The sequence below is a fragment of the Herbiconiux solani NBRC 106740 genome, from assembly GCF_001571005.1.
In the GTDB taxonomy this organism is placed as follows: domain Bacteria; phylum Actinomycetota; class Actinomycetes; order Actinomycetales; family Microbacteriaceae; genus Herbiconiux; species Herbiconiux solani.
In genome coordinates, this window is the sequence record NZ_BCST01000002.1 from 64868 (window position 1) to 90123 (window position 25256).

The window sequence follows — 25256 nt, forward strand, 5'->3', positions numbered from 1 at the left end:
CACTGAACCGTCGCCTGCCGGGGCCGCCCGGCCGACCGCCACCGCGCTCGGGAGGGGCCGCGGGTGCTCGGCTAGGGTGTGGTGATGATCGACGCGGGGTTGGCTGCGGAAGCCGTTCAGGTGCTCAACCGGTACTTCAGACTGCTCGACGAGAGGTCGTTCGAGGTGCACCGGTTCGCGGAGGTGTTCGCCGACGACGGGGTCGTCCTGCGGCCCAACGGGACGTCGATGACTGGCCCCACCGAGATCGTCGAGAGCCACCGGGTGAGCTTCGCCCGCTTCGCCGCCACGCAGCACCTCCTCACGGGTCACGACGTCGAGCCGGAAGGCGACGGCCTGTCGGTGCGCGCGAACCTGGTGGCGATGCACCTCTGGGCAGAGAACGCGAACGGCGTGATCAGCGGCCCCGACGACTTCTTCGTCGCGGGCGCGGTGATCACGGCGTCACTCGTGCGGTCCCCCGCGGGGCTGCGGATCGCGCGCCTCGTCAACACGAACGTCTGGAAGGGCGGCTCCGGCTTCGGCAGCATGGCCGCCACCCTCGGCCGCCCCTGACCGCCAGCCCCTCACCCGCCGAGATGGCGCGCGAAGAAGCGCATCGCCTCCTCACCCGCGAAGACCGGGATGCCCGTGTGGCCGCCCAGGTTGGCCGAGAGCGTCTTCTCGGTCGACCCGAAGGCGTCGAAGAGCTCGAGAGCCATGGCCCGGTCGTTGCCTTCGTCGTCCCACTGGAGCAGGACGTGCAGCGGGATGGTCACCCGCCGCGCCTCGTCCAGCGTCTGGCGCGGGACATAGCTGCCGGCGAAGAGCCCGGCTGCCGTGATGCGGGGGTCGATCGCGGCGAGGCGCGTGCCGATCGCGATCACCCCGCCCGAGAATCCGACCCTGCCGCCGATCTCGCCAAGGTCGAGCACCTCGTCGAGAGTGATCTGCCACTCGGGCACTGCCCGATCGACGAGGGGCAGGATCAGTCGATCGATGACGTCAGCCGTGGGCTGCTCGTCCGCATCGAGCGCACGGCGAAGGTCTGCTCGGGACTGCTCGGCACCGGGCAGCGGGGTACGATCGCCGGCCCCGGGCGGCTCGATGCAGACCGTGGCGATGCCGAGCGCCGCGGCGCTCTGCGCCCGGGCGAGCAGCCGGGGGTACATCCGCCGCATCCCGAACCCGCCGGGCTGGCCCAGCAGGATGAGCGGAACGGGTGCCGACGAGGATGCGGTCGCCGGCGCCCACAGGATGCCGGAGAAGTCGCCGAGGGTGAACTCGCGCTCGCTGACGTCGCCGTGGCCGTACCCGTCGCCGTCGCCGTCGAGAAGTCGTTCAGAAGTGAGGTGCATGGTCGTGCCTTTCGGAAGTGCTGCAGCAATGCGGCGCTCCCGGGCGACCTCGACCTATCGCCCGACCGTGACTCCCGAGGGGAGCACCATCGTCAATTCGTTCACGGGTGCCACCTCCTCGATCTCCTGCACGGACGCCTCACAGTACCAACGCGCCGCGGCCCCCGCGAGAGCCCCCCGAGTCATTCCGCCCGCTTCGTGAACCCGAGAGCGACCAGCGCCGCGAATCCCCCACCAACCAGGCCGTACGCCAACCCGGTCGTCGCCCACGAGCCGGACTGCACCGTGACGACAACTCCGGCCTCGCTCACGACCCACGAGCACACCCGACCAATAGGCGCGAGGCTCAGCGCTTCCGACACCCCCGCCGAGCTCTCGGGCGCGACCGCCCCGGGGACGAACGGCCCTTCCTGATAACAGGTCGGCTTCATCGCCGTGAGCGCGAGCTGCGCCACGAGCAGCATCCCGAGCACCCAACCGGCGACCCCCGCGACAAAAACGACCACCCTAACCCGGGTTGCCCTCGTCGAGCCGCCCCTCGTCCCACCCACCCCCGCACTCATCCCCCGAGCCTAGGCGAGCCCACTACGCCTGACGAGGATGCGCCGGGTAACCGGTGGCGCGGAGAAGCAGCGCCCGTCACCCCGGAACGATGCTCGAGAACCCGCCCGTCACGAACTCCTCCGGCGCGGCGATCGACACCACCGTGCCGCCGCTTCCGACCCGGGCCGTCACGAACATCGACCCCCTGAGCGAGTAGCCGACTCCCTCGACACCCACCCCGTCGACCTCGATCGACACCGTCCCCCTCGCGGCCTCCCGAATCTCGGCCCGCAACTCTTCCCGGTCGCCCCGACTCCACCGCCCGGGCACGGGCCCCGGATGCGCGTTCATCACGTGATCGACCGCATGCGACACGAGCTCGTTGTCGAGGTCATAGAAGAACTTCCACGACCGCACCGTGAACGCCACCGGCGCCTCAGTCACGAGGCTGGCCCGCGACACATGGTTCGCCTCGATCACCCGATCGACGGCGACCGCAGCCCGGTCGCTCCCCTCTCGCCCTCCCGTGACGGAGTACCCCACCAGAAACGCATCCGGATGCACCGAGCGCAGCACCGGTACCCCAAACGCCCGCGCCCTCCCGTGGTTCCGCCGCTCCCCTGCAACCCGCTCGAGAACCTCGATGTCCATCACGAGTAGACGATCTCATCGAATGGATTACCGGCAAAGCACGAGCCGAGGACGGTCTCCACCGTTCCGCCCGCGATGCCGCGCAGCATGGTCTTCTGGACCGCCTGGATGGAGTGGGAGAAGTCGGTCCCCCAGTCGAGGCTCAAGCCTGGAATCGGAGGGAAACCATTCAACGGAACGTTGCCCATGTCGATGCTCGATTCGAGCGAGACTCCCCAGGAGTGGCTGATAGCTGGACCGAGTAACCCGTTCAAGTGATACGCCGTATAGCCCGTGGTGTTGTCGTAAAGAGTTAGTTCAGCACTGCCGCAGTCACCGTTGACCTTGTTGTCGGTGGTCGCACCCGGTGCCGCTTCCATCTCGCCGGACCCCGGATTGAACCTGGGGGTAGCGCCTTCGAGGCTCCCTGGAGGAGTCCCGGTCGGCACCGCATACTGCCACCCCTCATCGTCGGTACGGACGTCGTATCCATAGAGCGCAGCCCGCTCGACGTTGAAGCCGGCGAAGTAGAGCCCGGCCTGGCCATTCCCTTTTTCAACTGCCGGATCTGATGCCACTGCACCCGCCGATGCAGAATCAATCGGAAGAATCCAGAGTGCCGCTGCCGCGATTGCCGCCACGGCTAGCGATTTCCGTCCGTTCATGATCGCCTCCACAAATCGAAGGCCCCCATTTGGGGCACATCTACGAGCTTGCTCCTAACCTGAACATTAATCAACATCAACGGATGCCACGCCCAGTGCGCGCTTTCCGATCCTGGCGATCATGCTCCGCAGCCGACGCTTCTTTAGGCAGACGAGGACGAGGACGAAGGCGACGAGAGCTCGTCCACGACCGCCCCGACCTCAGACTGCCGCGCCCGAGCCTCGAGCCGCGCCTTCAGGCGCTGGAACGGCCGCTCCACCACCACGAGACTCACCCCCGCCGCCACGACCGTCAGCACGATCGTCCCGATCGCGTGCACCCAATACCCCGCCCCCAGCAGCCACAGCGAGATCGGGAAGTTCCAGAGGTACGCCGCGTACGAGATCACCCCGAGCCACAGCAGCGGCCGAAGCGCCGCGCTCGGCAGCACCCGCCAGTGCCGCACGTAATTGATCAGCACCACCGTGACCACCGCGATCACCGGCCCCGCCACGACATACGCGAGCGCGAAGTTCTTGAGCTCGGGCACGAACGACAGGATGAGCAGCACCGCGACCGCAAGGACGCCCACCCCCAGCGCCGCCGGCGAAGAAGCACCGGAGCCCGCACGCGGCAGCACCCGCGCCACCCGATCCCGCCCCAAGAACCCCGCGGCCCCGATCACCATCGCCACCGCCCACGACGCCGGGTACGTGTACACGAGCCAGTACGACGGCGCGGCCACCACCAGCGTCACGACGCACGCGGCCATGATCGCCACCCCCGCCAGCGCAACGACGACCCGGAGCCTCCGCCACCGCACCCCCAGCACGAGCAGCAGCGGCCAGACCAGATAGAACTGCTCCTCGGTCGCGAGCGTCCACAGATGCCCGATCGCCCCTCCCCCGTGATCGAACGGCAGATTGCCCGTGTAGCTCAGCGCGACGAGAACCGTGCGACCCAGCACGCCTCGATCCCCCAGCGGATCGAACACCAGCGTCGCCACCACGATCCCGGCCACGACGAACACGAGCGCCGGAAACAGCCGCAGCGCACGATTCCGATAGAACCGCCCGTAGCTCACCCTCCCGCGCTCCACGATGTCCCGATGCAGAATCGCCGTGATCAGATACCCGCTCAACGCGAAGAACATCACGACGCCCACGATCCCCGCGCCCCCGAACACCTCCGGAAACGAGTGCCGCAGCATCACGAGCAGAATCGCCACGCCCCGCAGCATGTCCAGCCCCTGGATGCGCGCCCCGGCCACCCCACGAACCCCCACCCGCGCAGACGCAAACGCAGACACCACCCCCGAAGTCTAGAGTCCGATCAGCTCCCACCCACTCAGCGCCGAGGCATCACCGCCGGAGCCCTCGACGAGCCTGCACCATCCGCTCGACGAACACGTACGGCCGGACGATCGGCATGCGACCGTGCCAGGGACTCAGATCCGTGAGGTCCGTGTCGTCGCTCACGATCAGAGTGGCTTCGCAGGCGAGGGAGAGATCGATGATCAGGTTGTTCTCGAAGTCATCGACGTCGAAGCTCTTTCGCGGGGGATCGATCACTTCCCCGCCCGAGGCCTCCACGAGGTCAAGGACGGCCTCGAGGTATCCCTCGATGAGCTGCTCGCTCAGGGACAGCTCTCCGAGCACCCGCGTCAGGTTGCGGATGATGTGGGGCGAGATGAAGAGCCGGAAATCCTCGCCGTCGAACGCCAGCGAGAGGCAGTCGGCCGCGGAGTTGCCCGTGCCCGGCGGCACTTCGACGATCCGGGGAAGCTCGGAGCCCGACCCTACAAGAGCGTTGACTTAGATATGGATATCGAAGACGGCAGCTCTGCGGACCTCAGGCAGCGGCACTGGAGCGCAGCGTCTTCTTCACGAGGGCGGTGACCTCTTCCCGCGAGACCACACGACCCCCGAGCTCCTCGCGGGCCTGATCCTGGAGCCCGCGCATCTTTTCGGCCCACATGTCGTGCGCCATCCGTTTCATGGCCACCCGCAGGAATTCGGAGCGGTTTCCGTGGCCGAAGTGGTCGACCAGAGCCTGCAGTTTGGGCTGGTCCTCGTCCGCGATCGCGAAGCCGACAGTCTTGGCGCTCATGGCTATCACCTCTCTGAGATGCGTGTGCAATGCGTATGCAATCACACTTTCCGCACCACTGAAAAGCGACGCTTGCGATCAGATCATGGCCTCGTCAGGACCCGCCAGCCGTCGGCACACAGCACCGACCCCCGCCGCCCGACTCAGGTCCAGTCGCCGTCCTCCGTGCCGAGGTGCTCGCGCCCCAGCGGCGTGATCGGCACGGTGGCCAGGCTCGTGAACCCGATCTGCAGCAGCGTCGCCCGCGGCACCCCCGCGCGCCCGAGCGTCGACATCCCCTCGATGACGGCGCAGAAGTACGTGCCGAGCGCCTCCCCGTCCGCCGAGCTGTCGATCTCGCCGGCGTTCTGCGCATCCACGATGCACGCCGTGTAGTCGGCGCGGATGGAGTCGAACGCGGTCGCGACCGTGGCGGCGACCTCGGGGGTGAGGCTCGAAAGCTCGACCGCAGCCCGCAGGAACAGCGACGGCGGGGCCTGCGCCGACCCGTGCTCGACCGCCGAGCTCACCAGCTGCGTACGGATGCGCACGATCGGGTCCTCCGCGCTCTGCAGCACGGTCTTCACCGCATCCACAGCACTCGCGGTGTCGCTGAGGAAGGCGCGCATGAAGAGCTCCTTCTTGCCGCCGAACGCGTTGTAGAGGCTCTGCCGCGCGAGCCCGGTGGCCTCGAGCAGGTCGTCGAGCGACGTGCCGGCGAACCCCGTCTCGGCGAACGTGCGCCGGGCGCGATCGATGACCTCGGCCTCGTCGAACATGCGTGGGCGTGGCATCCGAACCTCCAGAAAAAGAATATTTGACCAATCCGTCTATTATGACCTATGGTTTTGGATCAAGCAGTCAATAACGTTACCAGGAGGACATCATGACCGGAGCACTACAGGGAAAAACCGCACTCATCTCAGGCGGCACATCGGGCATCGGGCTGGCGGTCGTCCGCCGCTTCGTGGCCGAGGGCGCCCACGTCTTCGTCACCGGACGGCGCCAGGAAGCACTCGACGCACTCGCAGCCGAGCTCGGCGACGCGGTGACGCCGATCCGCGCCGACGCCACCGAGCCCGACGGCATCGAGACCGTCTACCGCGCCGTCGCCGCGAGGGGCGAGGGCCTGGATGCGGTGCACGTCAACGCGGGAATCGGTGAGTTCAAGCCGCTCGAGTTCGTCACCGCCGAAGACATCGACACCACGTTCAGCACCAACGTGCGGGCGACCACACTCACGGTGCAGGGCGCGCTGCCGTACCTGCACAAGGGTTCCGCGATCGTCGTGACCGGATCGTCGTCGGCGTCGGGCACCGAGCCGGCGTTCGGCCTCTACGGCGCCTCGAAGGCGGCCGTCGCGACGCTCACCCGCACCTGGGCCGCCGAGCTCGCCCCGAAGGGCATCCGCATCAACACCGTCGTCCCCGGCCCCACCGAGACGCCCGGGCTCAAGGGCCTGGCACCGGGCAACCCCGACGAGCTGCTCGCGCAGATCGCCAGCAAGCTCCCCTTCGGCCGCCTGCTGATGCCCGAGGAGGTCGCCGCCGCGGTGCTCTTCCTCGTCTCCGACCAGAGCTCCGGGATGACCGGCAGCGAACTCGCGGTCGACGGCGGCAGCACGATCGCCTGACCGCCCGGCGGCACCACGAGGGCGCGAAGCGCGAAGCACGAGGGCGCCGACGGCACGAAGCCCACGACCAGGCACCGACCAGCCAACGCGAAGCCAACGTCGAGCCCATTCCCACCGCCCGAGGCCGACGCTGAGTCCAGCGCCCAACGACGGACACGACCGAGAACACACCACGAGCAACCCAACCACCACCACCACACCCGCTCAGAAAGGCGCAAGACCATGAAAGGCACACGACGCAACGGCTGGTTCGGCGTCATAGCCGTCGCAGTGGGTTCCTTCGGAACCGTGCTGTCCGAGTTCCTCCCCATCGGCCTCCTCCCGTCGATCTCCGCCGACCTCGGCGTCTCGATCGGCGTGGCCGGCCTCATGGTCGTGGTGACGGGCCTCGCCGCCGCCGTCGCCGCCCCCGTCGTGACCGTCGCGACCTCCCTCCTCGACCGGCGGGTGGTGCTGATCGGCCTGAGCGCGGTGCTCGTGCTCGCCGACGTGGTCGCGGCGACCGCGGTGGTGTTCCCCGTGCTCCTCGTGGCGCGCATCCTGCTCGGAGTCGCCCTCGGCGGCTTCTGGGCCGTCGGCCTCGGGGTCGCGCCCCGGCTCGTCGCGGCGAAGGACACGATCAAGGCGACCTCCCTCGTCACGGCCGGCATCTCGATCGCTACCGTCGTGAGCCTGCCCCTCGGCGCGTTCGTCGCGGCGACGTCGACCTGGCGGCTCGCGTTCGTCATCGGTGCCGCGCTCGGCGCGATCGCCCTCGTGCTGCAACTGATCGCCCTGCCCGCGATCCCCACCGAGAAGCGCATCCGCGCATCCTCGCTCACGACCCTGTTCACCGTGCCCCGCGCCCGCCTCGGGCTGATCGTCGCGGCGTTCCTGTTCGCGGCGCAGTTCGCGGCCTACACCTACATCAGCTCGTTCCTGCAGGACACCGCGATGATCAGCCCCGACGCCGTCTCGGTCGCACTGCTGGTGTTCGGGATCTCCGGCATCGTCGGCAACTTCGCCGCCGGCGCCCTGCTCAACCGCACGATCGTCGGCACGCTGGTGGCCAGCGGCCTCCTGCTCGCCGGGGCGGTGGCCCTGCTCCCGCTCATCGCCCACCTCCCGGTCGCGGTGTTCGCGCTGCTGATCGTCTGGGGTCTGGTGTGGGGCGGGCTGCCCCTCGGCCTCCAGACCTGGATGGCCACCGCCAGCCCCGAGGGCGCCGAGGCCGGCCTGGCGATGTTCGTCACCACCATCCAGGTCGCCCTCGCCGTCGGCTCCACCCTCGGCGGAATCGCCGTGACCGTCTCGGGCATCGGCTCCGACTTCGGGTTCGCCGCGATCCTCGCGCTCCTCGGCACCGCCGTGCTCATCCTGCTCGGCCGTCGCGCCGCACAGGCCCGGCCCGCGGTCGCCGCCGCCCAGGCCTGACGCCGAACACCGGCACCGACCATCGACACCCCACCCTCAAACAACAGATAGCAACCGGATGCGCGGCACCAGCCGCCGCACCCTTCACGATCAAAGGAACCCACCATGTCGAACACCGAACAGAAGCGCATCCTCCTCATCGGCGGCGGATCAGGCATCGGCCACGCCATCGCCCAGGCCGCCCTCGAGCGCGGCGACCAGCCCATCCTCGGAGCCCGCGACCCCGAGCGCACGGCGTCCACCCTCCCGGAGGCGCTCCGCGACGTGCCGGTGGTGCACGCCGACCTCGCCGACGAGCACACCATCGCGGCACTGACGGAGTCCGGGCCCTTCGACGCGGTCGTCTCCCTGGCCGCCGACACCGCGAACGGCCCGGTGTCATCGCTCGAGCGGGCCGCCATCCACACCGCGTTCGACGCGAAGGTGGCCGGACCCCTGCTGCTCGCGAAGCACCTCACCGACTCGATGAATCCCGGCGGCACCTTCGTCTTCTTCTCGGGCGTCGCCGCCTTCAAGCCCGCCCCCAGCCTCAGCGTCATGGCCATCGTGAACGGTGCCGTGGCGTTCATGGCCGAGGCCCTCGCGGTCGAACTCGCCCCCGTGCGTGCGGTGGCCATCTCCCCCGGCATCATCGACTCGGGCCTCTGGGACTTCATGGGCGACGACGGCAAGCGCGACTTCTTCGCCACGACCGCCGCCGCGAACCCCGCCCGCCGCGTCGGCACCCCCGCCGACATCGTCGAGGCCGTGCTCCTCGCGATCGACAACACCTTCATCACCGGCACCACCCTCCACGTAGACGGCGGAGGCCGCCTCGCCTGACCCCCGCCAGGCCTGCGCGTAAGCAACGAGCACCCAGCACCCAGCACCCAGCACCCAGCACCCACAATCGCCCCACCCCCGGGCCGCACGCCCCCCGGATGGGGCGATTGTGCAGTTCATCACGTGTATGACAGGCTCGACCCCATGTCTTTCAGCGCCGGCACGGCCGTCACGATCACCACCACCGGAGAGGTGGGCGTCATCGTCACCCCCGTCGAAACCACGTTCTCCGCCGGCTTCCTCGGCGGCATCGGCCGCTCGATCGCCGTCTACGCCGTGCGCCACCTGACCGGCGAGATCCGCTACTACGACGGCCAGGTCCTGAACTAGATCGGCCAGGCCGTGCCGTACGGCCGAAAGCGGGGGACAACGGGCAACGCACCAAGGGGGATCTCGATGGCGAAGACACACCGATTCAGGGCGCGCGCCGTCCTCGGCCTGATCCTGGGGGCCGTCCTGGTCGGCGGCAGTCTGTTGCCGGCGGCATCCGCCTCGGCCGAGACCCTCGACCAGCAGGACATCCGCAACGCCACCAACGACTACCGCCACATGTCCGGGCTCCCGATGCTCGCGAACAACGACAGCCTGAACGACGTCGCCCAAGCCTGGGCCGAGAAGATGGCCTCGGTTCGAGTGCTGTCGCACAATCCCGATGTCGGCACCCAGATCCCGAAGGGCTTCGCGTTCTGGGGCGAGAACGTCGCCTCGGGCTACCCCGCCCCGGTCGACATGGTCGACGCCTGGTGGTTCTCGCCCGACCACCGCGCGAACATCATGCTCAAGGGCGCCACCGAGATGGGATCGGGCTACGCCCTCGACCGCAACGGCGTGCCCTACGCCGTCGAGATCATCGCCTCCTACCCCCAGCCCGGCACCGACCCCGATCCTGATCCCGGCACCGAGGTGCCGGCCGTGCCCAGTGCACCTCGCGAGGTGAAGGTCACGCTGACCTCGGCCACGAGCATCCACCTCACCTGGCAGGCGCCCGAGCTCTCGCCCGGTTCGCCGGTGACCAGCTACGAGGTGACGGTGACCGACTCGACCCGCGTCAAGACGTACCAGACGCCTCAGACCCAGCTGGATCTCGCCAACCTCGCCCTGAAAGACGTCTACCGGGTGACGGTGAAGGCGCAGAACACGACCGGCTGGGGCGCTTCATCGACGAGCGTTCAGATCTCGGTCCCGGGACTCCCGACCGAGGATCCCGGCCCGAACGACCCCACCGACCCCGACCCCACCGACCCGACGAACCCGACGCCGTGGTCCCCCGCCGTGACCCGCATCGCCGGAGCCGACCGCTACGAAGCCTCGGCCAACATCTCCCGCGCGGGCCACCCGCAGCGCGCCTCGACGGTCTACATCGCCACCGGCACGAACTTCCCCGACGCCCTGTCGGCGGCGGCAGTCGCCGGCGATCAGGATGCACCCCTGCTGCTGACCATGCCCGGCACCATCCCGACGGCGACGAGAACCGAGCTCGACCGCCTCAAGCCCGACCGCATCATCGTGCTCGGCGGCAACCTCTCGGTCTCCGACAGCGTCTTCGACGAGCTGAACCGCATCGCCCCGACGACGAGGGTGGGCGGCGCCGATCGGTACGACGCCTCGCGCAACTTCGTGGCCCAGAGCTTCACCGGCCGCACCTCGGAGGTCGTCTACGTCTCGACCGGAGCCAACTTCCCGGATGCGCTGAGCGCCGCCGCGTCGGCCGCCTCGGTCTCGGCGCCCGTACTGCTCGTGCCCGGAACAGCCCCCGCCCTCCCGCAGGAGACCAAGCAGGCGATCCAACGCCTCGGCGCCACCCGGGTGGTCGTGGTCGGCGGGCCCAACAGCGTCACCGGCCTGATCGAGTCCGAGCTCCGATCCATCGGCGGCGTGAAGACCGTCACCCGCGTCGGCGGCGTCGACCGCTTCGACGCGAGCAACAACATCAACCAGGCGACCTTCACGACTCCCGTCGACACCGCCTACCTCGCGACCGGCTACAACTTCCCCGACGCCCTGTCCGGGGCCGCCCTCGCCGGTTCCACGTCGTCGCCCCTCTTCGTGGTCCACTCCGACTGCGTCCCCGCTCCCACCCTCGAGACCCTCAAGTCCCTGAAGGTCAAGAACGTCGTCCTCCTGGGCGGAAAGAACTCCCTCACTCCCCAGGTCGAGGCCCTCACCCCCTGCCCGTAGCGTCCCTCGGCCGAACTAGGGTCGAGATGTGACCCGCACCGACCGCCTCTACGCCCTCGTCGAGGAGCTGCGGGCCGTCGCGCCGAGGCCGAGAAGCGCCCGCTGGCTCGCCGACCGTTTCGGCGTCAGCTCGCGTACCATCGAGCGCGACCTGTCGGCGCTGCAGCAGAGCGGAGTGCCCATCTGGGCCGAGCCAGGCCGCACCGGCGGCTACTGCCTCGACACGTCGCACACTCTCGCACCCCTCGGGTTCACGGTCGACGAGGCCCTCGCCGTGATGGTCGCGCTCGGATCGCTCGCCACGAGCCCGTTCCGGGATGCGGCGACGTCGGCCCTGCGCAAAGTCGTCGCGGTGACGGATGCCGGGAGCCTGAGCCAGACCGCCGAACTCGCGAACCGCATCCACCTCCTCGGCGACGAGAAGCCGGCAGCGGCACCCGAGGGTCTGGCGGCTGCCCTCCGAACCGGCCAGGTGCTCCGGATCTCGTACACCGCCCGCGACGGCAGCACGACCGAGCGCGACGTCGAGCCGATGGGCTTCGTCGGCAAGGGCGACAACTGGTACCTGATCGGCTGGTGCCGGCTCCGCGACGGTCTCCGCGCGTTCCGCGGCGACCGCATCACCCAGGCGGAGCCCCTCGCCGAGCGGGCGCCGCGTCGAACACTCCGAGCGGATGATCTCGGCATCGTCGAAGGACGACTGCGCGCTGTCGGAACGGGCGAGAACCCGACCTAAACACCGACAGGACGTTGTCGCTCGAGGGGCCGATGATAATCACACCGGGTCGAACGGCGCGGTGGAAAGGGAAACCATGGACCTCGCATCGATCCGCATCATCACCCACGACGTCGACCGCCTCACCCACTTCTACGAGGTGGTGACGGGAGTCACGGCCACGCGCCCCGCCCCCGTCTTCGCCGAACTGCGCACGGCCTCGGGCACCCTGGCGATCGCGAGCACCGCCACGGTCGCCATGCTCGGCGACCAGGCGCCCCAGCCGGCAAGCAACAACTCCATCATCATCGAGTTCCTCGTCGCCGACGTCGACGCCGAGTTCGCCCGCCTCCACGACGAGCCCGGCATCCTCGCCGACGTCGCCCTCCCCCCGACGACCATGCCCTGGGGCAACCGCTCCACCCTCTTCCGAGACCCCGACGGCACCCTCGTCAACCTCTTCTCCCGTCCGGCCGCCTGAAGAAGCCCGGCCTGACTTAGCGGCACTGCCCCGCGAGATGATCTCGCGCTGAGCCAAGAGCTGGCGAGCAAAATGTGAGCCGTCAGTTCCAAAGTCTTGGCCACCTCGGCCGGTGGGCGCGAGACGAGTCACATGTAAGGGGCGTTAGGCACGCTGTGCCGAATCGGTTCGGTTGACGAGTCGCAGAGAGAACGTTCTCTGAGCCCGCGCCGTCGACGGTCGGGGCGTCCACAAACGGTACGCGGTCGATGGCGACTCGGTGCTCCTCGCGCATGTGACCCCGTGGGGAGAAAACGCTCGTGCTTGCCGGGCGGGAAACGCCGATTCCGGGTTGCCACCTGAAAAGGGGCTATTCCTCACCTGTGGTTGATGTCTACCCTTGTGTTTCCCGAACTCGAGGACGGTGCAGCCCTCAATGGTCGAACCGATCGACGACCCGCTAATTGAACAGTCCCGCGACGATGCCGACGACAGACGCGTCACGTACTCCCCGCCCGTCTTCAGAATCGCAGCCTGGTTCCGATATCGGAGGACCTTATGTACCTACTGCCACAAGCATCCCCGGGTCGTGATCGACGGTGTTGACCTCTATTGCTCCGCTCACTGCGCGGAAGCAGACGCGGACGACCAAGCAACCGGCTAGGCGACGACCGTAGGCCCGCGAACCGTACTTGACGCGCTCGCGCCGCGAGACGTTGGTCACCGGAAGGTCAACCATCTGCAGATACCTGTATGAGGGAATCTCCATGGACTCGCTATGCTCAGGGCATGACGGTTGGGGCACCCGTAAACGCTAGACCGATCGCCGTGCGTCGACCCGGCTTGGATGTCTTACGGGGTGTAGCGATCTTGCTAGTTCTACTCCGCCACTCCTGGCCCGACACTTTCTCTGGGGCGGGAATTGTCGGGGTCGTGGTCTTTTTCGCGCTGAGTGGCTACTTGATCACCGGTGTTTTGAAGAGGGACATCGATCGGACAGGCCGAATCTCCTACGGACGCTTTTATGCGCATCGGGCATTTCGGCTCCTCCCGGCTCTAGTCCTGATGATCGTCGTCTTTGTTGTCGTAGGCCTGAGCACTGGTATTTTTGGTTCCATCTCGACGATCCTGGGATCGGCGTTCAGCGGCCTCTTCTACGTGACCGACCTTCCGCTTCCCATTCCCACGGCTGGTCCGATCAACCCACTTTGGACGCTCGCGCTGGAGGAGCAGTTCTACCTAGTCTGGCCAGTTCTGCTCCTCATCGCCGTTCGACGGAATCGGGTCGGATTCATGTTGGTCACCGTGTTCGTTCTATTCGAGGCTGCGTGCACCGCAAGCGCGCTCTACTTCGCTGGCGATCTTGATAAGATCTACGCCCTACCAACGAGTTGGGCAGCAGCAATGGTCATCGGTGCTGCGGCCTATCAGTATCGCGATCAGTTGGATCACCTGCTCTCTGGCAGGGCTCGGAAGGTCGCGCTAGGCACGGCTTCTATCGTTGTACTCGTCGCTCTGAGCGCCCTGCCCGACGCCAAGCATGTGCCTTGGTTCTATTTCGTGGGCGGGCCACTCATCGCGGCGCTTGCCATCGGGCTCGCCTTCTCGGTGAAGGGATGGTCTGCGGTTCCCAATTACCTTGAACCTCTTCGGCTACTCGGAGTCATTTCGTACGCCGTCTACTTATGGAACGTCCTCATACAAGAGACGTTGGAAGCAACCGCTCCCGAATTGGCCATCTGGCTGACCATACCGACGACCCTCGGTGTCGCCATTGTCAGTTGGTGGACAGTCGAGCGCCTTGGGCGACGCTGGCGATCCTCATTCGATCGCGTTCATCGTTCGGACCAGAAATCCGCGTCTCCTTTGGCTGCCTGACAACCCTAGAGAGACTCCTTGCCAACTGCCCTGTTGCATGGAGGTTGGTGACGCTATCGGATCCCAATTCACGTCGACCAGCCCAGTCGGGTCATCAAGTAGGTTGAACTACTCCCGCGAAAGTTCGAGGACCATTGCCGTCGACTCGAGCGTTTTCGCGGCCTTCGACTTGTTCTCGTTGAGGCGAGTACCTAACGACGGGATGAGATCGTTCAGCTTCTTCTCCCAGGTCGGGTAGAGGTCCGGGAAGCACCGCTGGACCAGATCGACCATGATCGGCACCGCGGTCGACGCTCCCGGCGAAGCTCCGAGCAGCCCCGAGATCGACCCGTCGGCAGATGTGATGACCTCAGTTCCGAACTGAAGCACTCCGCCCTTCTTGGCATCCTTTTTCATGACCTGCACGCGCTGGCCTGCGGTGATCAAGTACCAGTCCTCCGCCTCGGCGGTGGGCATGAATTCGCGCAGCGCCTCGAGCTTCTTCTTCTTGCTCGCGAGCAGCTCCCCGATCAAGTACTTCATCAAGTCGCCGTTGTCTCGCGCGACCGCAAGCATCGGCCACAGGTTGTGCACCCGGATGGATCCGGGCAGGTCGAGCCATGAACCCGTCTTCAGGAATTTTGGACTGAAGCCGGCGTACGGCCCGAACAGCAGAGACGACTGACCGTCGACCACTCGGGTATCGAGGTGCGGCACCGACATGGGCGGGGCACCGACGGCAGCCTTGCCGTAGACCTTCGCCTGGTGCTGCGCGACGACCTTCGGGTTGTCGGTGCGGAAGAACTGCCCACTGATCGGGAACCCACCGAACCCCTTGATCTCCGGGATGTGCGCCTTCTGGAGAAGGGGCAGGGCGTGACCGCCGGCCCCGACGAACACGAACCTCGCGCCGATCTCGTAGGGGGTGTTTCCGACGAGCTCCCGCACGCCGATCTTCCACGTTCCGTTCTTCAGCTTCTTGAGCTTTCGCACCTCAGTCTCGAGGTGCAGGTCGGCGCCGTTGCGCTGCAGGTAGTCGAACAGCTGCGAGGTGAGCGATCCGAAGTCGACGTCCGTACCCGTCTCGATGCGGGTCGCGGCGATCTTCTCGCCCTTGACGCGGTCGCGCACCAGAAGAGGTGCCCACCCGTAGATCACGTGCGGGTCATCGCTGAACTCGATGCCCTTGAACAGCGGCTCGTCCTTGAGCAGCTCGTACCGGCGACGAAGGTAGTCGACGTTCGCCTCGCCCCGCACGAACGTCATGTGAGGCGTCGGGTTGATGAACGACGTCGGGTCAGGGATGACGCCCAGGTCGACGAGAGACGACCAGAACTGGCGGCTGACCTGGAACTGCTCGTTGATGGTCAGCGCCTTCGACGCCTCGAGCGTGCCATCGGGAGCCTCAGGCATGTAGTTGAGCTCCGCAAGAGCGGCGTGCCCGGTGCCGGCGTTGTTCCACGGGTTCGAGCTCTCGAGCCCCACCTCGCTCAGCCGCTCGAAGACCACGATCGACCAGTCGGGCTGCAGCAGTTTGATCATGGTGCCGAGGGTGGCACTCATGATGCCACCGCCAATCAATGCAACGTCGACAGTCTTTGTGCTCACGAACCCATCCTACGTCGCTTGTATACAGCGTCGGCACAAAGGATTGACGGCTTAAACGACAAGGCCCCCGCCTTTCGGCGAGGGCCCCGTCATCGGGTGTTTGTCGGGAGGACTTAGTTGGTTGCCTTCTGACGACGAACGACCGTCAGGACGATCACGAACGCCGCACCGAGTGCGAGCAGTCCGCCACCGGCCCAGATGCCGAGCGTCGGGTCCATGGCGCCCGTGTTGGGCAGGCTGCCGTCAGACGAGCCGGAGCCGACACCGGTTCCGGAACCCGTTCCGGCCGGGTCGTTGGAAACGACGGTGACGAAGGTCTGAGCAATGGTGCCCGACTCCAGACCTGTTGCCGAAAGCGTGTAGCTGCCGGACGCGTTCGTCGGGAGCGTTACGGTCACTGACGCCGCGCCCGAGGAATCGGCGTTCTTCACCGTAGCCGGGCTGGTTTCGACGGCAGTGACCACGGAACCGATCGTGGCCGAGGCAGCGAACTCGCCGGTCAGCGTGAAGGAGACAGGCTCACCGGGAGCGAACCCTGTGAAGGTGGCCGTGAAGGTTCCACCAGCAGTCACGGTGATGCTCGGAGGAGCCACCGGTGCATAGGGCTGAGCCTGGGCAGCAGCCGGGATTGAAATTACCGCGAGAATTGCGAGCGCAATCCCGGCGAAGGCTTTTTTGATCATATTGAGGTTCCCCACCCTTGTTGTTGAAAGGTTCAGTGCATGCAAACAGCGCCAAGTCTTTCGACTGACGCTGTCGATGAAGCAGATGAATCTCTCACTAGAGTAGCCGATTCAGCACTCTGAGAAACCCCTGTTTATTTCGGTTGAGTAAACAGTTGGGTTGACCGTCGGAGTTATGACAGGTGATATTACGAGCGAAGCCCCGTTGTCATAAGCGAAATCAGCAGACACGGTCTTCGTTTCTCCGGGCGCAAGTTCGACCGAAAAACCAACCACCAGATGTTCTCCGTCTCGCGCGCTGAAGGGTTGAGACCCAGATGTGCCTGGGTCAATTCCGGCAATAAGGATGGGCTCATTGGGGTCCGCATTGGCTGGACTGTAGATATAAACGATCGTTCGAATGCTGCCGCGAGGGACGCCGAATGCCTGCCCACCCGTGACGTATTCGGGTAATGCAGCGTCAGCAGCCACAGTATTGGTCAGGGTGACCTGAGAGCTCACTGTCGGACGCCCGTTTGTGCGGCACTGTGCCGACTTAGTTTCGACTGCCGACTTGAGGTAAACGTCCATCTTTGCGCCAGTCGCATCATTGAAATACACTCCGACGCCTGTGGAATCAATGGAGGAACTGGGGAGACCTCCCGAAAGGCTAGAGTTCGCCAAGACCGCCTGGTCCTCGGCATGGGCACTCCACAACTTCAAGCGTCCCTCGTCACCCGCTCTCACCATGGCTTGAAGAAGCTTTGCAGGATCGAGCTTTCCTTCGGCGACCTTGTCGAAAACGGCTCTGGCCGCTTCAGCGAACACTCCGTCTTGAACCGACGGATCGGGAAATTGCTTGTAGACGTCGCTGAGGAGGAACTCCACGGCGTTGCTTGACGTGATCTCGACTTGAGTTGTTGGAAGGGTAATCGGCCCTGTCGCGTCAAGGAGATAGCTGAGCGCCACTGGATCGAACGAGACGACGCCGTCGGCATCAACACCGAAGCGCGTCTTCCACATTGCGGCCGCAATTTGGCCAGTCAGCTCGAATTGTGGCACCAGGGTCGTGTTTTGGATGAATCGGGTCGCCCGATTGCTGAACAGAGCTTCTGTCTCCGGAGGCAAGGACAGGGCCGGCTGCCGTTCTGACTGGAAGTCGGTGGACGAGGCTTGCCGCACCAACTCTACGCGGCCGTTATTTGTTGAAATTTGGGCTAGAGCGCTCGTCACGCCACCTCCGGCTCGCAACTCAGCCGGGTTCTGGAAAAGCAAAATGTAGTTTCTCGGCCCGTCCACACCAAGCATCGGCGGAACGAGCGTCACCGCATTGTCGACACCTTTGATCAAGACATCCGCTTTTGATAGCGATTCCCTCAGCTGTACGACCGCCGACGATATCTGGTCGAGCGTGCCTTCGGTCGAAATCATGTTTGCGTCGGTGACTGCAGCGTCCAAGGTCTCGCGCGCACTGGCAACGACGGGCCGAGCTTCGACGAGCGGCGCGAGATCGATAGCACCGTTTGTCGGCCTAAAATTATCGACCCCAATGTTCGAAACGTTCGTGATTAGGGGCACGATCGCGTCGCCCGCCACGTCGTTGAGAACTGCTGCAGCTTGCCTGAAGGCAGCAAGGTTCGTCCCGACAACCGGCACGAGTTCCGCGACCCGCCAGACGGGATCGCTAGTGAGATCCGAAGCAGAATGTGCGTGTTCCTTCAGCTCGTTCGCATGGTTCGTAGCGACATCGACATCTCCCGAGGAGAAATCGTTCTGTATTTGAGTCGCTAGGGGAACGGCGGCTTCCAACTCACCCTTGGCCAGCCAGCCGCGAATCCCGATCCACGCGACTGCTCCCAGCAGGACGACTGCCAGACCGAGAATTGAGAAACCGATGATCCTCGACCGGCGCCTGGCATGACTTCGCGAACTTGACCTGCGTCCCCTGCCGGTTCGGGAGGAGCCAGACCTCGAAGACGAACTTCCCCGCCTGCGTTCTGAGTCCCGCAATCCTTCGCTTGCGGAATCGTGCCGACTCGCCCTGTACCTCATCCCGTCGTCGCTCACGTCGTCGATTCAATCAGAAGAAGGTTGAGAACCTACGGGCGCCCCATACCCCGGTATCTCCACCCCGCTTCGCGCCAGGCGACCGCATCCAGGCAGTTGCGTCCGTCAACGACGATCTTCCCGTTGACCAGTTCCGCCACGGCGCTGGGGTCGAGTTCTCGAAATTCTTTCCATTCGGTCACGACCACGACGATGTCCGCGTCCTTGAGCGCATCGTCGGCGGAGTCAGCAAAGGCGAGCTGTGGATAGCGCTTGGCGGAGTTTGCCATCGCTTCAGGATCGAACGCGGAGACGTCGGCGCCTCGTCCGTGGAGTTGGACTGCAACGTCAAGAGCAGGCGAGTCCCGGATGTCGTCCGAGTCGGGCTTAAACGCGAGGCCGAGAACGGCGACCTTCTTCTCGAAGGGGCTGTCGCCAAGCTCCTCGACAACGACGTCCACCACGCGCTGCCGCCGACGAAGGTTGATGGCATCCACCTCCTTGAGGAAGGCCACCGATTCACCGCGTCCGAGTTCCTCGGCACGAGCCGAAAACGCCCGAATGTCCTTCGGGAGGCACCCGCCACCGAAGCCGACGCCGGCGTTCAAAAAACGGCGTCCGATTCTCGCGTCAAACCCGATGGCGTCCGCCAACTGGGTTACGTCCGCACCGGTGACCTCGGCAATCTCGGCCATCGCGTTGATGAAAGAGATCTTCGTGGCGAGAAACGCATTTGCCGACACCTTGACCAATTCAGCCGTCGCGTAGTCCGTGACGACGAGAGGCGTGTCGTTGGAGAGGGCCCGGGCATAGACCTCGTCGAGCTGAGCTCTCGCTTTCTCCCCGGCCTCGCCCTCAGGAACGCCATAGACAAGTCGATCGGGCGCGATCGTGTCCTTCACGGCAAAACCCTCACGGAGGAACTCGGGGTTCCAGGCGAGCGAAGCTCCGGTCGCCTCGACGAGCTCCGCGAGTCGCGCTGCGGTACCCACCGGAACTGTCGACTTCCCCACGACGAGATCGCCGGGGGCCAGATAGGGCAAAAGAGAATGGATTGCCGCATCGACATAAGTTAGGTCAGCCGCATTCTCACCCTTCTTCTGGGGAGTTCCTACGGCAACGAAATGCACGGTGGAGCCGCGAACGTCCGACAGCTGGGTCGAGAACTTCAGTCGCCCCGAATCGCGAGCCGATGTGAGAATTTCAGGGAGTCCCGGTTCGAAGAATGGAGCTCGACCTTCCTGAAGCGCTTCGATCTTGGCGCTATCCACGTCGATGCCGATCACATCGTGACCGATTTCCGCCATCGCCGCTGCGTGGACAGCGCCGAGGTAACCGCAACCGATGACCGAGAGCTTCATGATTCCCCTGTTTCGTATATTCGATTTCTCTGCAGGGCACCAGCCCCGAACCTCATATCCGCAAGCTGCGGAGAATTACTGCCGAAGCGACTCGAGATGGGTTCGATACCAATCGACGGTCGACCGCAGTCCCTCTTGAAGGCCGATACGCGAAGTCCAACCCGCGTCCTTCAGCTTGGTGACGTCCAACAGTTTTTGAGGCGTTCCGTCGGGCTTGGTCGTGTCCCACTCGGTGGCACCCTCGTAGCCGACGACCTGAGCGATTGTCTCCGCGATTTCGCGGATGGTCACGTCGCTGCCGGTCCCGACGTTGACCTGCGCCGGGCCGTCGTAGTGCTCCAGCAGGTGAAGACACGCCGCCGCCATGTCATCGACGTGGAGGAACTCCCGTCTGGGTGTCCCGGTTCCCCAATTCGTCACGATATCTGCGCCGGATTTGACAGCTTCGTCGTATCGACGAATCAGGGCGGGCAGAACGTGCGAGCCTTTGGGCGAGAAATTGTCCCCCGGGCCATAGAGATTCGTAGGCATTGCTGAGATCCAGGGTTTGCCGTACTGGCGACGCACTGCCTGAATCTGGAGGATTCCCGCGATCTTCGCGATTGCATACGCGTCGTTCGTCTCCTCCAGATGGCCGGTGAGGAGAGTGTCCTCCTTGATGGGCTGAGGAGCGAACTTCGGATAGATGCACGAGGAGCCCAGGAAGAGCAGTCGGTCGACCCCCACCTCCAGAGCAGCGTCGAGGACGTTCACCTGGATTTGCATGTTCTCGCTCAAGAAGTCGACCGGGTAGGTCGAGTTGGCGAGAATGCCACCGACCTTCGCCGCCGCGAGCACGACGTTGGTGGGGCGAGTCTTCCGGAAGAACTCGAAGACCTGCTCCCGATTCTTGAGATCCAGCTCGGACGACGATCGCCCGATCAGCTCTTCGAACCCCTCCGACTCGAGTTTTCGCCAGATGGCCGAACCGACCAGTCCGCGATGTCCCGCGACGTAGAAGGGAGCGGACCGGTCCAGCGGGGTGGGCGTGAACTCGACCTCGTCGTGCTCGCTCATGCGGTTCCCCAGCTCGCCAGCGACACTTTGTCGATCCAGGGCTTTCCTTCGTGGGCGAGCGCAGCGACGTCGGCGTCGACCATGATTCTGGCCAGCTCGCCGGTGTCCACAGTGGCGACCCAACCGAGCTTCTCGCGGGCCTTCGAGGCGTCGCCGACAAGCGCGTCGACCTCTGTCGGGCGAAGGTAACGCTCGTCGAATCGGACGTGGTTCTCCCAGTCCAGACCCGCGTGAGAGAAGGCCGTTTCGAGGAAGTGACGAACCGTGAAGTTTCCCCCGGTCGCAAGCACGAAGTCTTCAGGCTCATCTGCCTGAAGCATGCGCCACATTCCCTCGACGTACTCCGCCGCGTAGCCCCAGTCACGAATCGCGTCGAGGTTGCCGAGGTAGACGTGATCTTGCTTGCCGGCCTGGATCGCGGCGACGGCGCGAGTGATCTTGCGAGTCACGAACGTCTCGCCGCGTCGCGGCGACTCGTGGTTGAACAGAATGCCGTTCACCGCGAACATGTCGTACGCCTCGCGGTAGTTCTTCGTGATCCAGAAGCTATACAGCTTGGCTGCGCCGTACGGCGAACGCGGGTAGAACGGTGTGTCTTCGTTCTGAGGAGGGGGCGTCGCACCGTACAGCTCAGACGACGACGCCTGATAGAACCGCGTGTCGATTCCGGCGAGTCGCACTGCCTCGAGCAATCGAATCGTCCCGGTTCCGGTCGTGTCGGCGGTGTGCTCCGGCTCATCGAACGACACGCGCACGTGCGATTGCGCTGCGAGGTTGTACACCTCGTCCGGCTTGATCTCCGAGAGGAGCGTCACCAGACGCGCACCGTCGCTGAGGTCCCCGTAATGGAGGAAGAGCTTCGCGTCGGGCTCGTGCGGGTCGACGTACAAGTGGTCGATCCGGGACGTATTGAACGTGGATGCTCGCCTGATGAGGCCGTGAACCTCGTACCCCTTGGCCAACAGCAATTCAGCAAGATACGAGCCGTCCTGGCCCGTAATGCCCGTAATAAATGCTCGTTTCGTCACACGATCCCCATCTTTGTGTCGCAACAAGCGTCGCCTAACGGCGGCGCTCCGCTGCCAGGCCAACTAACCATTCAGCATAGTGATCAATAGCGGACTCCGAGGAGAGCACCCGTTCTCGGTAGGCGAGACCGTTTTGTCCCAGGTTCCGCGCGAGGTCAGCGTCGACGCCGAGCGACAAAACCCCGTCCAGAAGCCCTTCGGGATCTCCAGCGTCCACCCTCAGTCCGCCGCCCGAGGAATCGATCTCTCCAGCTGTGACGCTACCTTCGTCCGTCGCCGCGATGACCGGGCGCCCGGTGCTGAAGTACGAAGTGAGTTTGCTAGGAACCGCCATCTCGGCGAGGCCTGGAAGCTCGTTCACCAGGAGGACGTCGGCAGCGGCCAATGCGGCCTGGAACTCGTCGTTCGGGAGCGGTTCGATGAACTGGATACGATCCACACCGGCCGCGCTCTCGACGAGAGCGTCCCGCTGATTCCCCCCGCCCATCAGGACAAAACGAACCGAGGCCCCACGCTCGTCGGCGAGGCGAGCGCAGTCGACCACGTTATGCAGCCCCTGCTTCTTGCCCATGTTGCCCGCGTGGAGCACGATGACGTCCTCCTCGCGCCAGCCGTGAGAAGACCTCACCGCGGCGACATCGACAACCGGGGCGGGCGGTAAGTGTGTCCAGTTCCGGATGACTTCGAGCTTCTCGTCGCGGACACCGAGTCGGCTCACAGCGTGATTGGCGAACCTCTGGTGGATGACCGCCACACCATCCGTATTCGCGAAAGTAGCTCTTTCGATGGTCGTGAGGACCCGCTCGGCGATGCCGCCTCCGTCCCCGGTCTCCGCGATACCCAGGCTGTAGAGATCCTGCACCCAGATGGCCGAAGCGGGACGTCGCCCGAGGGGGAATCGAATGCGCCAGAGAGCCATCCACGACGACACCAAAGCCGGCGACACGAGCAGGATGACATCAGGACGGCCCCAACGGGCGAATAGGAGCCTCGCACCGAAACTGATCTCCGAGATGAGGCGCTGGATTCCGTTCGGTTTCTTCGGGACGTAATGGGCGAGCCGGTCGACAGGCACACCTTCAACGGACTCGTGACGACGCCACCCCCCGTAGCCATCTCGCACTCGCCATTCCGGGTAGTGGGGGTGCGAAGTAAGTACCCGCACCTGGTGTCCGCGTGCTTTCAGACCCTCCGCGAGCGAGGATGTGTACGGGGCGTTGCCCGTTGGCTCCGGTGCGTAGTTGAGCCCTAGGATGGCGATACGCAGTGCACTTTCAGTCACGCGACGACCATAGCGCTACCGTGTTTCCAACTTGCAACGGGGAGAATGCAGTGAAGAGCGATGCCAATGGTCGAAACCTAGACGCTGAGGTCCCGGTAATCGACCTTTCAGCAGCACCCGGCGAACGTGCCGCCTGGGATCGTCCGAAGATCGTCGTCTACATCTGGGCGCTCTTCGAGCTCGTATTCGTAACGAATGCGTGGCAGATCAGTTCAGGTATCCGCACCCGGGTTCTGCGATTGTTCGGCGCCGAAATCGGCGAGGGCGTCGTGTTCCGCCCCCGAACGCGAGTGAAGTTCCCCTGGAAACTCCACATCGGAGACCGTTCGTGGATCGGAGAAGGTGTGTGGTTCCACAACCAGGACCACATCTACATCGGCAGCGATGTCGTCATCTCCCAGGAGACGATGCTCACGACGGGTAGCCATGCCCATCGTCGCGACATGGCCCTGATTACAAAGCCCATCTTCATTGAAGACGGCGCCTGGGTCACGTCTCGCTGCATGGTTCTGGGCGGTGTCAGGATCGGGCGTTCTGCCCTTATAAGTCCAATGACCGTAGTGAACAAAGACATCGAAGAAAACACCATCGTGGGTTCGGCACAGAACGTCAGTTTGGGTAGACGTTTCGATGACTCGAAGGCATCCAGGGCGAAGCAATGAAAATTCTTCAGGTCGCGACCCTGGTCACTCCAGACGGAGCCTACGGCGGCCCGGTGAGGGTTGCGCTTAATCAGTTGCGAGCCCTTCAAGAACTCGGCCATGAGGTCACCCTCGCTGCCGGGACAAGGGGTTTCGAAGAAGTCCCGACAGTCGTTGATGGCGTTCCCGTCCGCCTCTTCGAGGTCAAGAAGACTGTGCCGGGAACGGGTTTTGCCGGGCTTTCGTCTCCGGGTCTGCGCAAGTTCGTGCGGTCGAACCTGGATGCTTTTGACGTCGTCCACATCCACCTGGCGAGGGACCTTGTAACGCTTCCCATTGCACGGAGGGTCTCGAAGAGTCAAGTTCCGTTGGTAGTGCAACCTCACGGAATGATCGACGAGTCATCCAATCCGTTGGCACCACTGATCGACGCTTTCTACACGCGCAAAGTCTTGCGAACAAGCGCTCGAGTCCTTGCGCTGACCGACAAGGAGGCGAAGAGCCTCCGGAACGTGTCCCGCAGCAGCCTACGTCTGGACAGAATCACGAACGGCGTGCGTATGCCCGGTCTTACTGCGAGACCGACTTCGACAGAAGTGTTGTTCCTCGCACGCCTACATCCGCGGAAGCGCGCCGCCCAGTTCGTCGAGATGGCGAGGGATCTAAGCGCGGAAGGTGACGCCAGCTTTGCTCTGGTCGGCCCCGATGAAGGCGAAGGACCGCTAGTGGAGGCCAAAATCCGGCAGTATGGGCTTTCACCTCGTGTTAGGTGGGAAGGCCCGATTTCGCCAGACGCGACTTTGAGTCGCATGGCCAAAGCGAGCGTGTATGTTCTCCCATCTGTGGGCGAAGTCGTCCCAATGTCACTGCTTGAGGCGATGTCGCTAGGCCTCCCGTGCGTAATCACCAAAAGTAACGGGCTGGCGGAGGAACTCTCCCGATCGGGTGCTGCACTCGTTACTGACGGGAGCCTAGAAGGGCTCACAACGGCGGTTCGTTCCCTCTTAGCCGATCAAAACCTTCGGTCTGAGATCGGAGAACGCGCCCGCAAGGTAGTGGACGAATCATTCTCCATAGGTGCGGTCGCGGCGCAGCTAGAGCTTTTCTACGGCGCGGCCACCGCTCGGTCTCAATCTCGGGTACCTCCCAAGTGAAGAAGCGGTTACGTGAAGGGCTGTGGGTCTCATGAAGTCGCTGGTAATAGTGCAGCCGTATGTCCCGCGCTACCGAGTTGAGTTTTTCGAACGACTT

General features: G+C 64.7%; 26 protein-coding genes. 11 read left to right on the plus strand and 15 right to left on the minus strand.

Annotated features, from left to right (window positions below):
- Positions 1-84: 84 nt before the first annotated feature.
- A complete protein-coding gene (locus HSO01S_RS03545) occupies positions 85-555 on the plus strand; it encodes a nuclear transport factor 2 family protein (protein ID WP_066039211.1) in 471 nt (156 codons plus the stop codon).
- Positions 556-566: 11 nt separating this feature from the next.
- On the opposite strand, the gene HSO01S_RS03550 is transcribed toward HSO01S_RS03545, so the two are convergent.
- From HSO01S_RS03550 to HSO01S_RS03580, 8 genes are all read right to left on the minus strand, one after another.
- A complete protein-coding gene (locus HSO01S_RS03550; protein ID WP_066039212.1) occupies positions 567-1337 on the minus strand; it encodes a dienelactone hydrolase family protein in 771 nt (256 codons plus the stop codon).
- A 182-nt stretch (positions 1338-1519) separates the two neighbouring features.
- The gene (locus HSO01S_RS03555; protein ID WP_066039213.1) at positions 1520-1843 is read right to left on the minus strand and encodes a hypothetical protein; all 324 of its coding nucleotides are present in this window, start codon (positions 1841-1843) and stop codon (positions 1520-1522) included.
- A 133-nt stretch (positions 1844-1976) separates the two neighbouring features.
- On the minus strand, positions 1977-2531 hold the full coding sequence (locus HSO01S_RS03560) for a hypothetical protein (protein WP_157078878.1): 555 nt from the start codon (positions 2529-2531) through the stop codon (positions 1977-1979).
- A complete protein-coding gene (locus tag HSO01S_RS18590) occupies positions 2531-3175 on the minus strand; it encodes a hypothetical protein (RefSeq protein WP_157078879.1) in 645 nt (214 codons plus the stop codon). The genes HSO01S_RS03560 and HSO01S_RS18590 overlap by 1 nt, the downstream gene beginning before the upstream one ends.
- Positions 3176-3318: 143 nt before the next feature.
- Positions 3319-4467, minus strand: a complete 1149-nt coding sequence (locus HSO01S_RS03565; protein WP_157078880.1) for an acyltransferase family protein — start codon at positions 4465-4467, stop codon at positions 3319-3321.
- Positions 4468-4516: 49 nt separating this feature from the next.
- Positions 4517-4921, minus strand: a complete 405-nt coding sequence (locus HSO01S_RS03570) for a PIN domain-containing protein (RefSeq protein ID WP_066039216.1) — start codon at positions 4919-4921, stop codon at positions 4517-4519.
- Between the two features lie 85 nt (positions 4922-5006).
- A complete protein-coding gene (locus HSO01S_RS03575; RefSeq protein ID WP_157078881.1) occupies positions 5007-5264 on the minus strand; it encodes a hypothetical protein in 258 nt (85 codons plus the stop codon).
- 143 nt (positions 5265-5407) lie between these two features.
- Positions 5408-6037 (minus strand): TetR/AcrR family transcriptional regulator, encoded by a 630-nt coding sequence (locus tag HSO01S_RS03580; protein ID WP_084361263.1) that lies wholly within the window; start codon positions 6035-6037, stop codon positions 5408-5410.
- 92 nt (positions 6038-6129) lie between these two features.
- On the opposite strand from HSO01S_RS03580, the gene HSO01S_RS03585 reads away from it, so the two are divergent.
- The 8 genes from HSO01S_RS03585 (at position 6130) to HSO01S_RS03620 (ending at position 14342) form a co-directional block, all read left to right on the plus strand.
- Complete coding sequence (locus HSO01S_RS03585) at positions 6130-6876, plus strand: SDR family NAD(P)-dependent oxidoreductase (RefSeq protein ID WP_066039219.1); 747 nt, start codon at positions 6130-6132, stop codon at positions 6874-6876.
- Positions 6877-7098: 222 nt separating this feature from the next.
- Positions 7099-8289, plus strand: a complete 1191-nt coding sequence (locus HSO01S_RS03590) for an MFS transporter (protein WP_066039220.1) — start codon at positions 7099-7101, stop codon at positions 8287-8289.
- A 105-nt stretch (positions 8290-8394) separates the two neighbouring features.
- Positions 8395-9111 (plus strand): SDR family oxidoreductase, encoded by a 717-nt coding sequence (locus HSO01S_RS03595; protein WP_066039221.1) that lies wholly within the window; start codon positions 8395-8397, stop codon positions 9109-9111.
- 144 nt (positions 9112-9255) lie between these two features.
- Positions 9256-9441, plus strand: coding sequence for a hypothetical protein (locus HSO01S_RS03600; RefSeq protein WP_066039222.1), 186 nt, complete (start codon positions 9256-9258; stop codon positions 9439-9441).
- Positions 9442-9507: 66 nt separating this feature from the next.
- Entirely contained in the window at positions 9508-11289 is a 1782-nt protein-coding gene (locus HSO01S_RS03605) for a cell wall-binding repeat-containing protein (RefSeq protein WP_066039223.1), read from the plus strand.
- Between the two features lie 28 nt (positions 11290-11317).
- Complete coding sequence (locus HSO01S_RS03610; RefSeq protein ID WP_066039224.1) at positions 11318-12025, plus strand: helix-turn-helix transcriptional regulator; 708 nt, start codon at positions 11318-11320, stop codon at positions 12023-12025.
- Between the two features lie 76 nt (positions 12026-12101).
- Positions 12102-12485: a VOC family protein gene (locus tag HSO01S_RS03615; protein WP_066039225.1), complete on the plus strand. Its 384-nt coding sequence runs from the start codon at positions 12102-12104 to the stop codon at positions 12483-12485.
- A gap of 768 nt (positions 12486-13253) precedes the next feature.
- On the plus strand, positions 13254-14342 hold the full coding sequence (locus HSO01S_RS03620) for an acyltransferase family protein (RefSeq protein WP_169799920.1): 1089 nt from the start codon (positions 13254-13256) through the stop codon (positions 14340-14342).
- A gap of 108 nt (positions 14343-14450) precedes the next feature.
- Here HSO01S_RS03620 and HSO01S_RS03625 read toward each other — a convergent pair whose 3' ends face one another.
- The 7 genes from HSO01S_RS03625 to HSO01S_RS03650 all read right to left on the minus strand — a co-directional run bounded on the left by HSO01S_RS03625 (position 14451) and on the right by HSO01S_RS03650 (position 23364).
- A complete protein-coding gene (locus tag HSO01S_RS03625; RefSeq protein ID WP_084361265.1) occupies positions 14451-15929 on the minus strand; it encodes a malate:quinone oxidoreductase in 1479 nt (492 codons plus the stop codon).
- Positions 15930-16042: 113 nt separating this feature from the next.
- Positions 16043-16612, minus strand: a complete 570-nt coding sequence (locus tag HSO01S_RS03630; protein ID WP_066039228.1) for an LPXTG cell wall anchor domain-containing protein — start codon at positions 16610-16612, stop codon at positions 16043-16045.
- A 111-nt stretch (positions 16613-16723) separates the two neighbouring features.
- Positions 16724-18400 (minus strand): DUF4012 domain-containing protein, encoded by a 1677-nt coding sequence (locus HSO01S_RS18135; RefSeq protein WP_169799921.1) that lies wholly within the window; start codon positions 18398-18400, stop codon positions 16724-16726.
- Between the two features lie 290 nt (positions 18401-18690).
- Complete coding sequence (locus HSO01S_RS03635) at positions 18691-19998, minus strand: UDP-glucose dehydrogenase family protein (RefSeq protein WP_066039229.1); 1308 nt, start codon at positions 19996-19998, stop codon at positions 18691-18693.
- 75 nt (positions 19999-20073) lie between these two features.
- On the minus strand, positions 20074-21054 hold the full coding sequence (locus HSO01S_RS03640; protein ID WP_066039230.1) for a GDP-L-fucose synthase family protein: 981 nt from the start codon (positions 21052-21054) through the stop codon (positions 20074-20076).
- Positions 21051-22082 carry a GDP-mannose 4,6-dehydratase gene (gene gmd, locus HSO01S_RS03645; protein ID WP_066039231.1) on the minus strand — a complete coding sequence of 344 codons (1032 nt, stop codon included), beginning with the start codon at positions 22080-22082 and terminating at the stop codon, positions 21051-21053. Before gmd ends, HSO01S_RS03640 begins: the two co-directional genes overlap by 4 nt.
- A 34-nt stretch (positions 22083-22116) precedes the next feature.
- On the minus strand, positions 22117-23364 hold the full coding sequence (locus tag HSO01S_RS03650) for a glycosyltransferase (RefSeq protein WP_245635878.1): 1248 nt from the start codon (positions 23362-23364) through the stop codon (positions 22117-22119).
- A 50-nt stretch (positions 23365-23414) separates the two neighbouring features.
- Here HSO01S_RS03650 and HSO01S_RS03655 point away from each other — a divergent pair, with 50 nt between their 5' ends.
- Together HSO01S_RS03655 and HSO01S_RS18140 are read left to right on the plus strand one after the other, a co-directional pair.
- On the plus strand, positions 23415-24026 hold the full coding sequence (locus HSO01S_RS03655) for an LbetaH domain-containing protein (RefSeq protein WP_066039232.1): 612 nt from the start codon (positions 23415-23417) through the stop codon (positions 24024-24026).
- Entirely contained in the window at positions 24023-25159 is a 1137-nt protein-coding gene (locus HSO01S_RS18140; RefSeq protein ID WP_084361267.1) for a glycosyltransferase, read from the plus strand. Before HSO01S_RS03655 ends, HSO01S_RS18140 begins: the two co-directional genes overlap by 4 nt.
- The last annotated feature ends 97 nt before the right edge of the window (positions 25160-25256 follow it).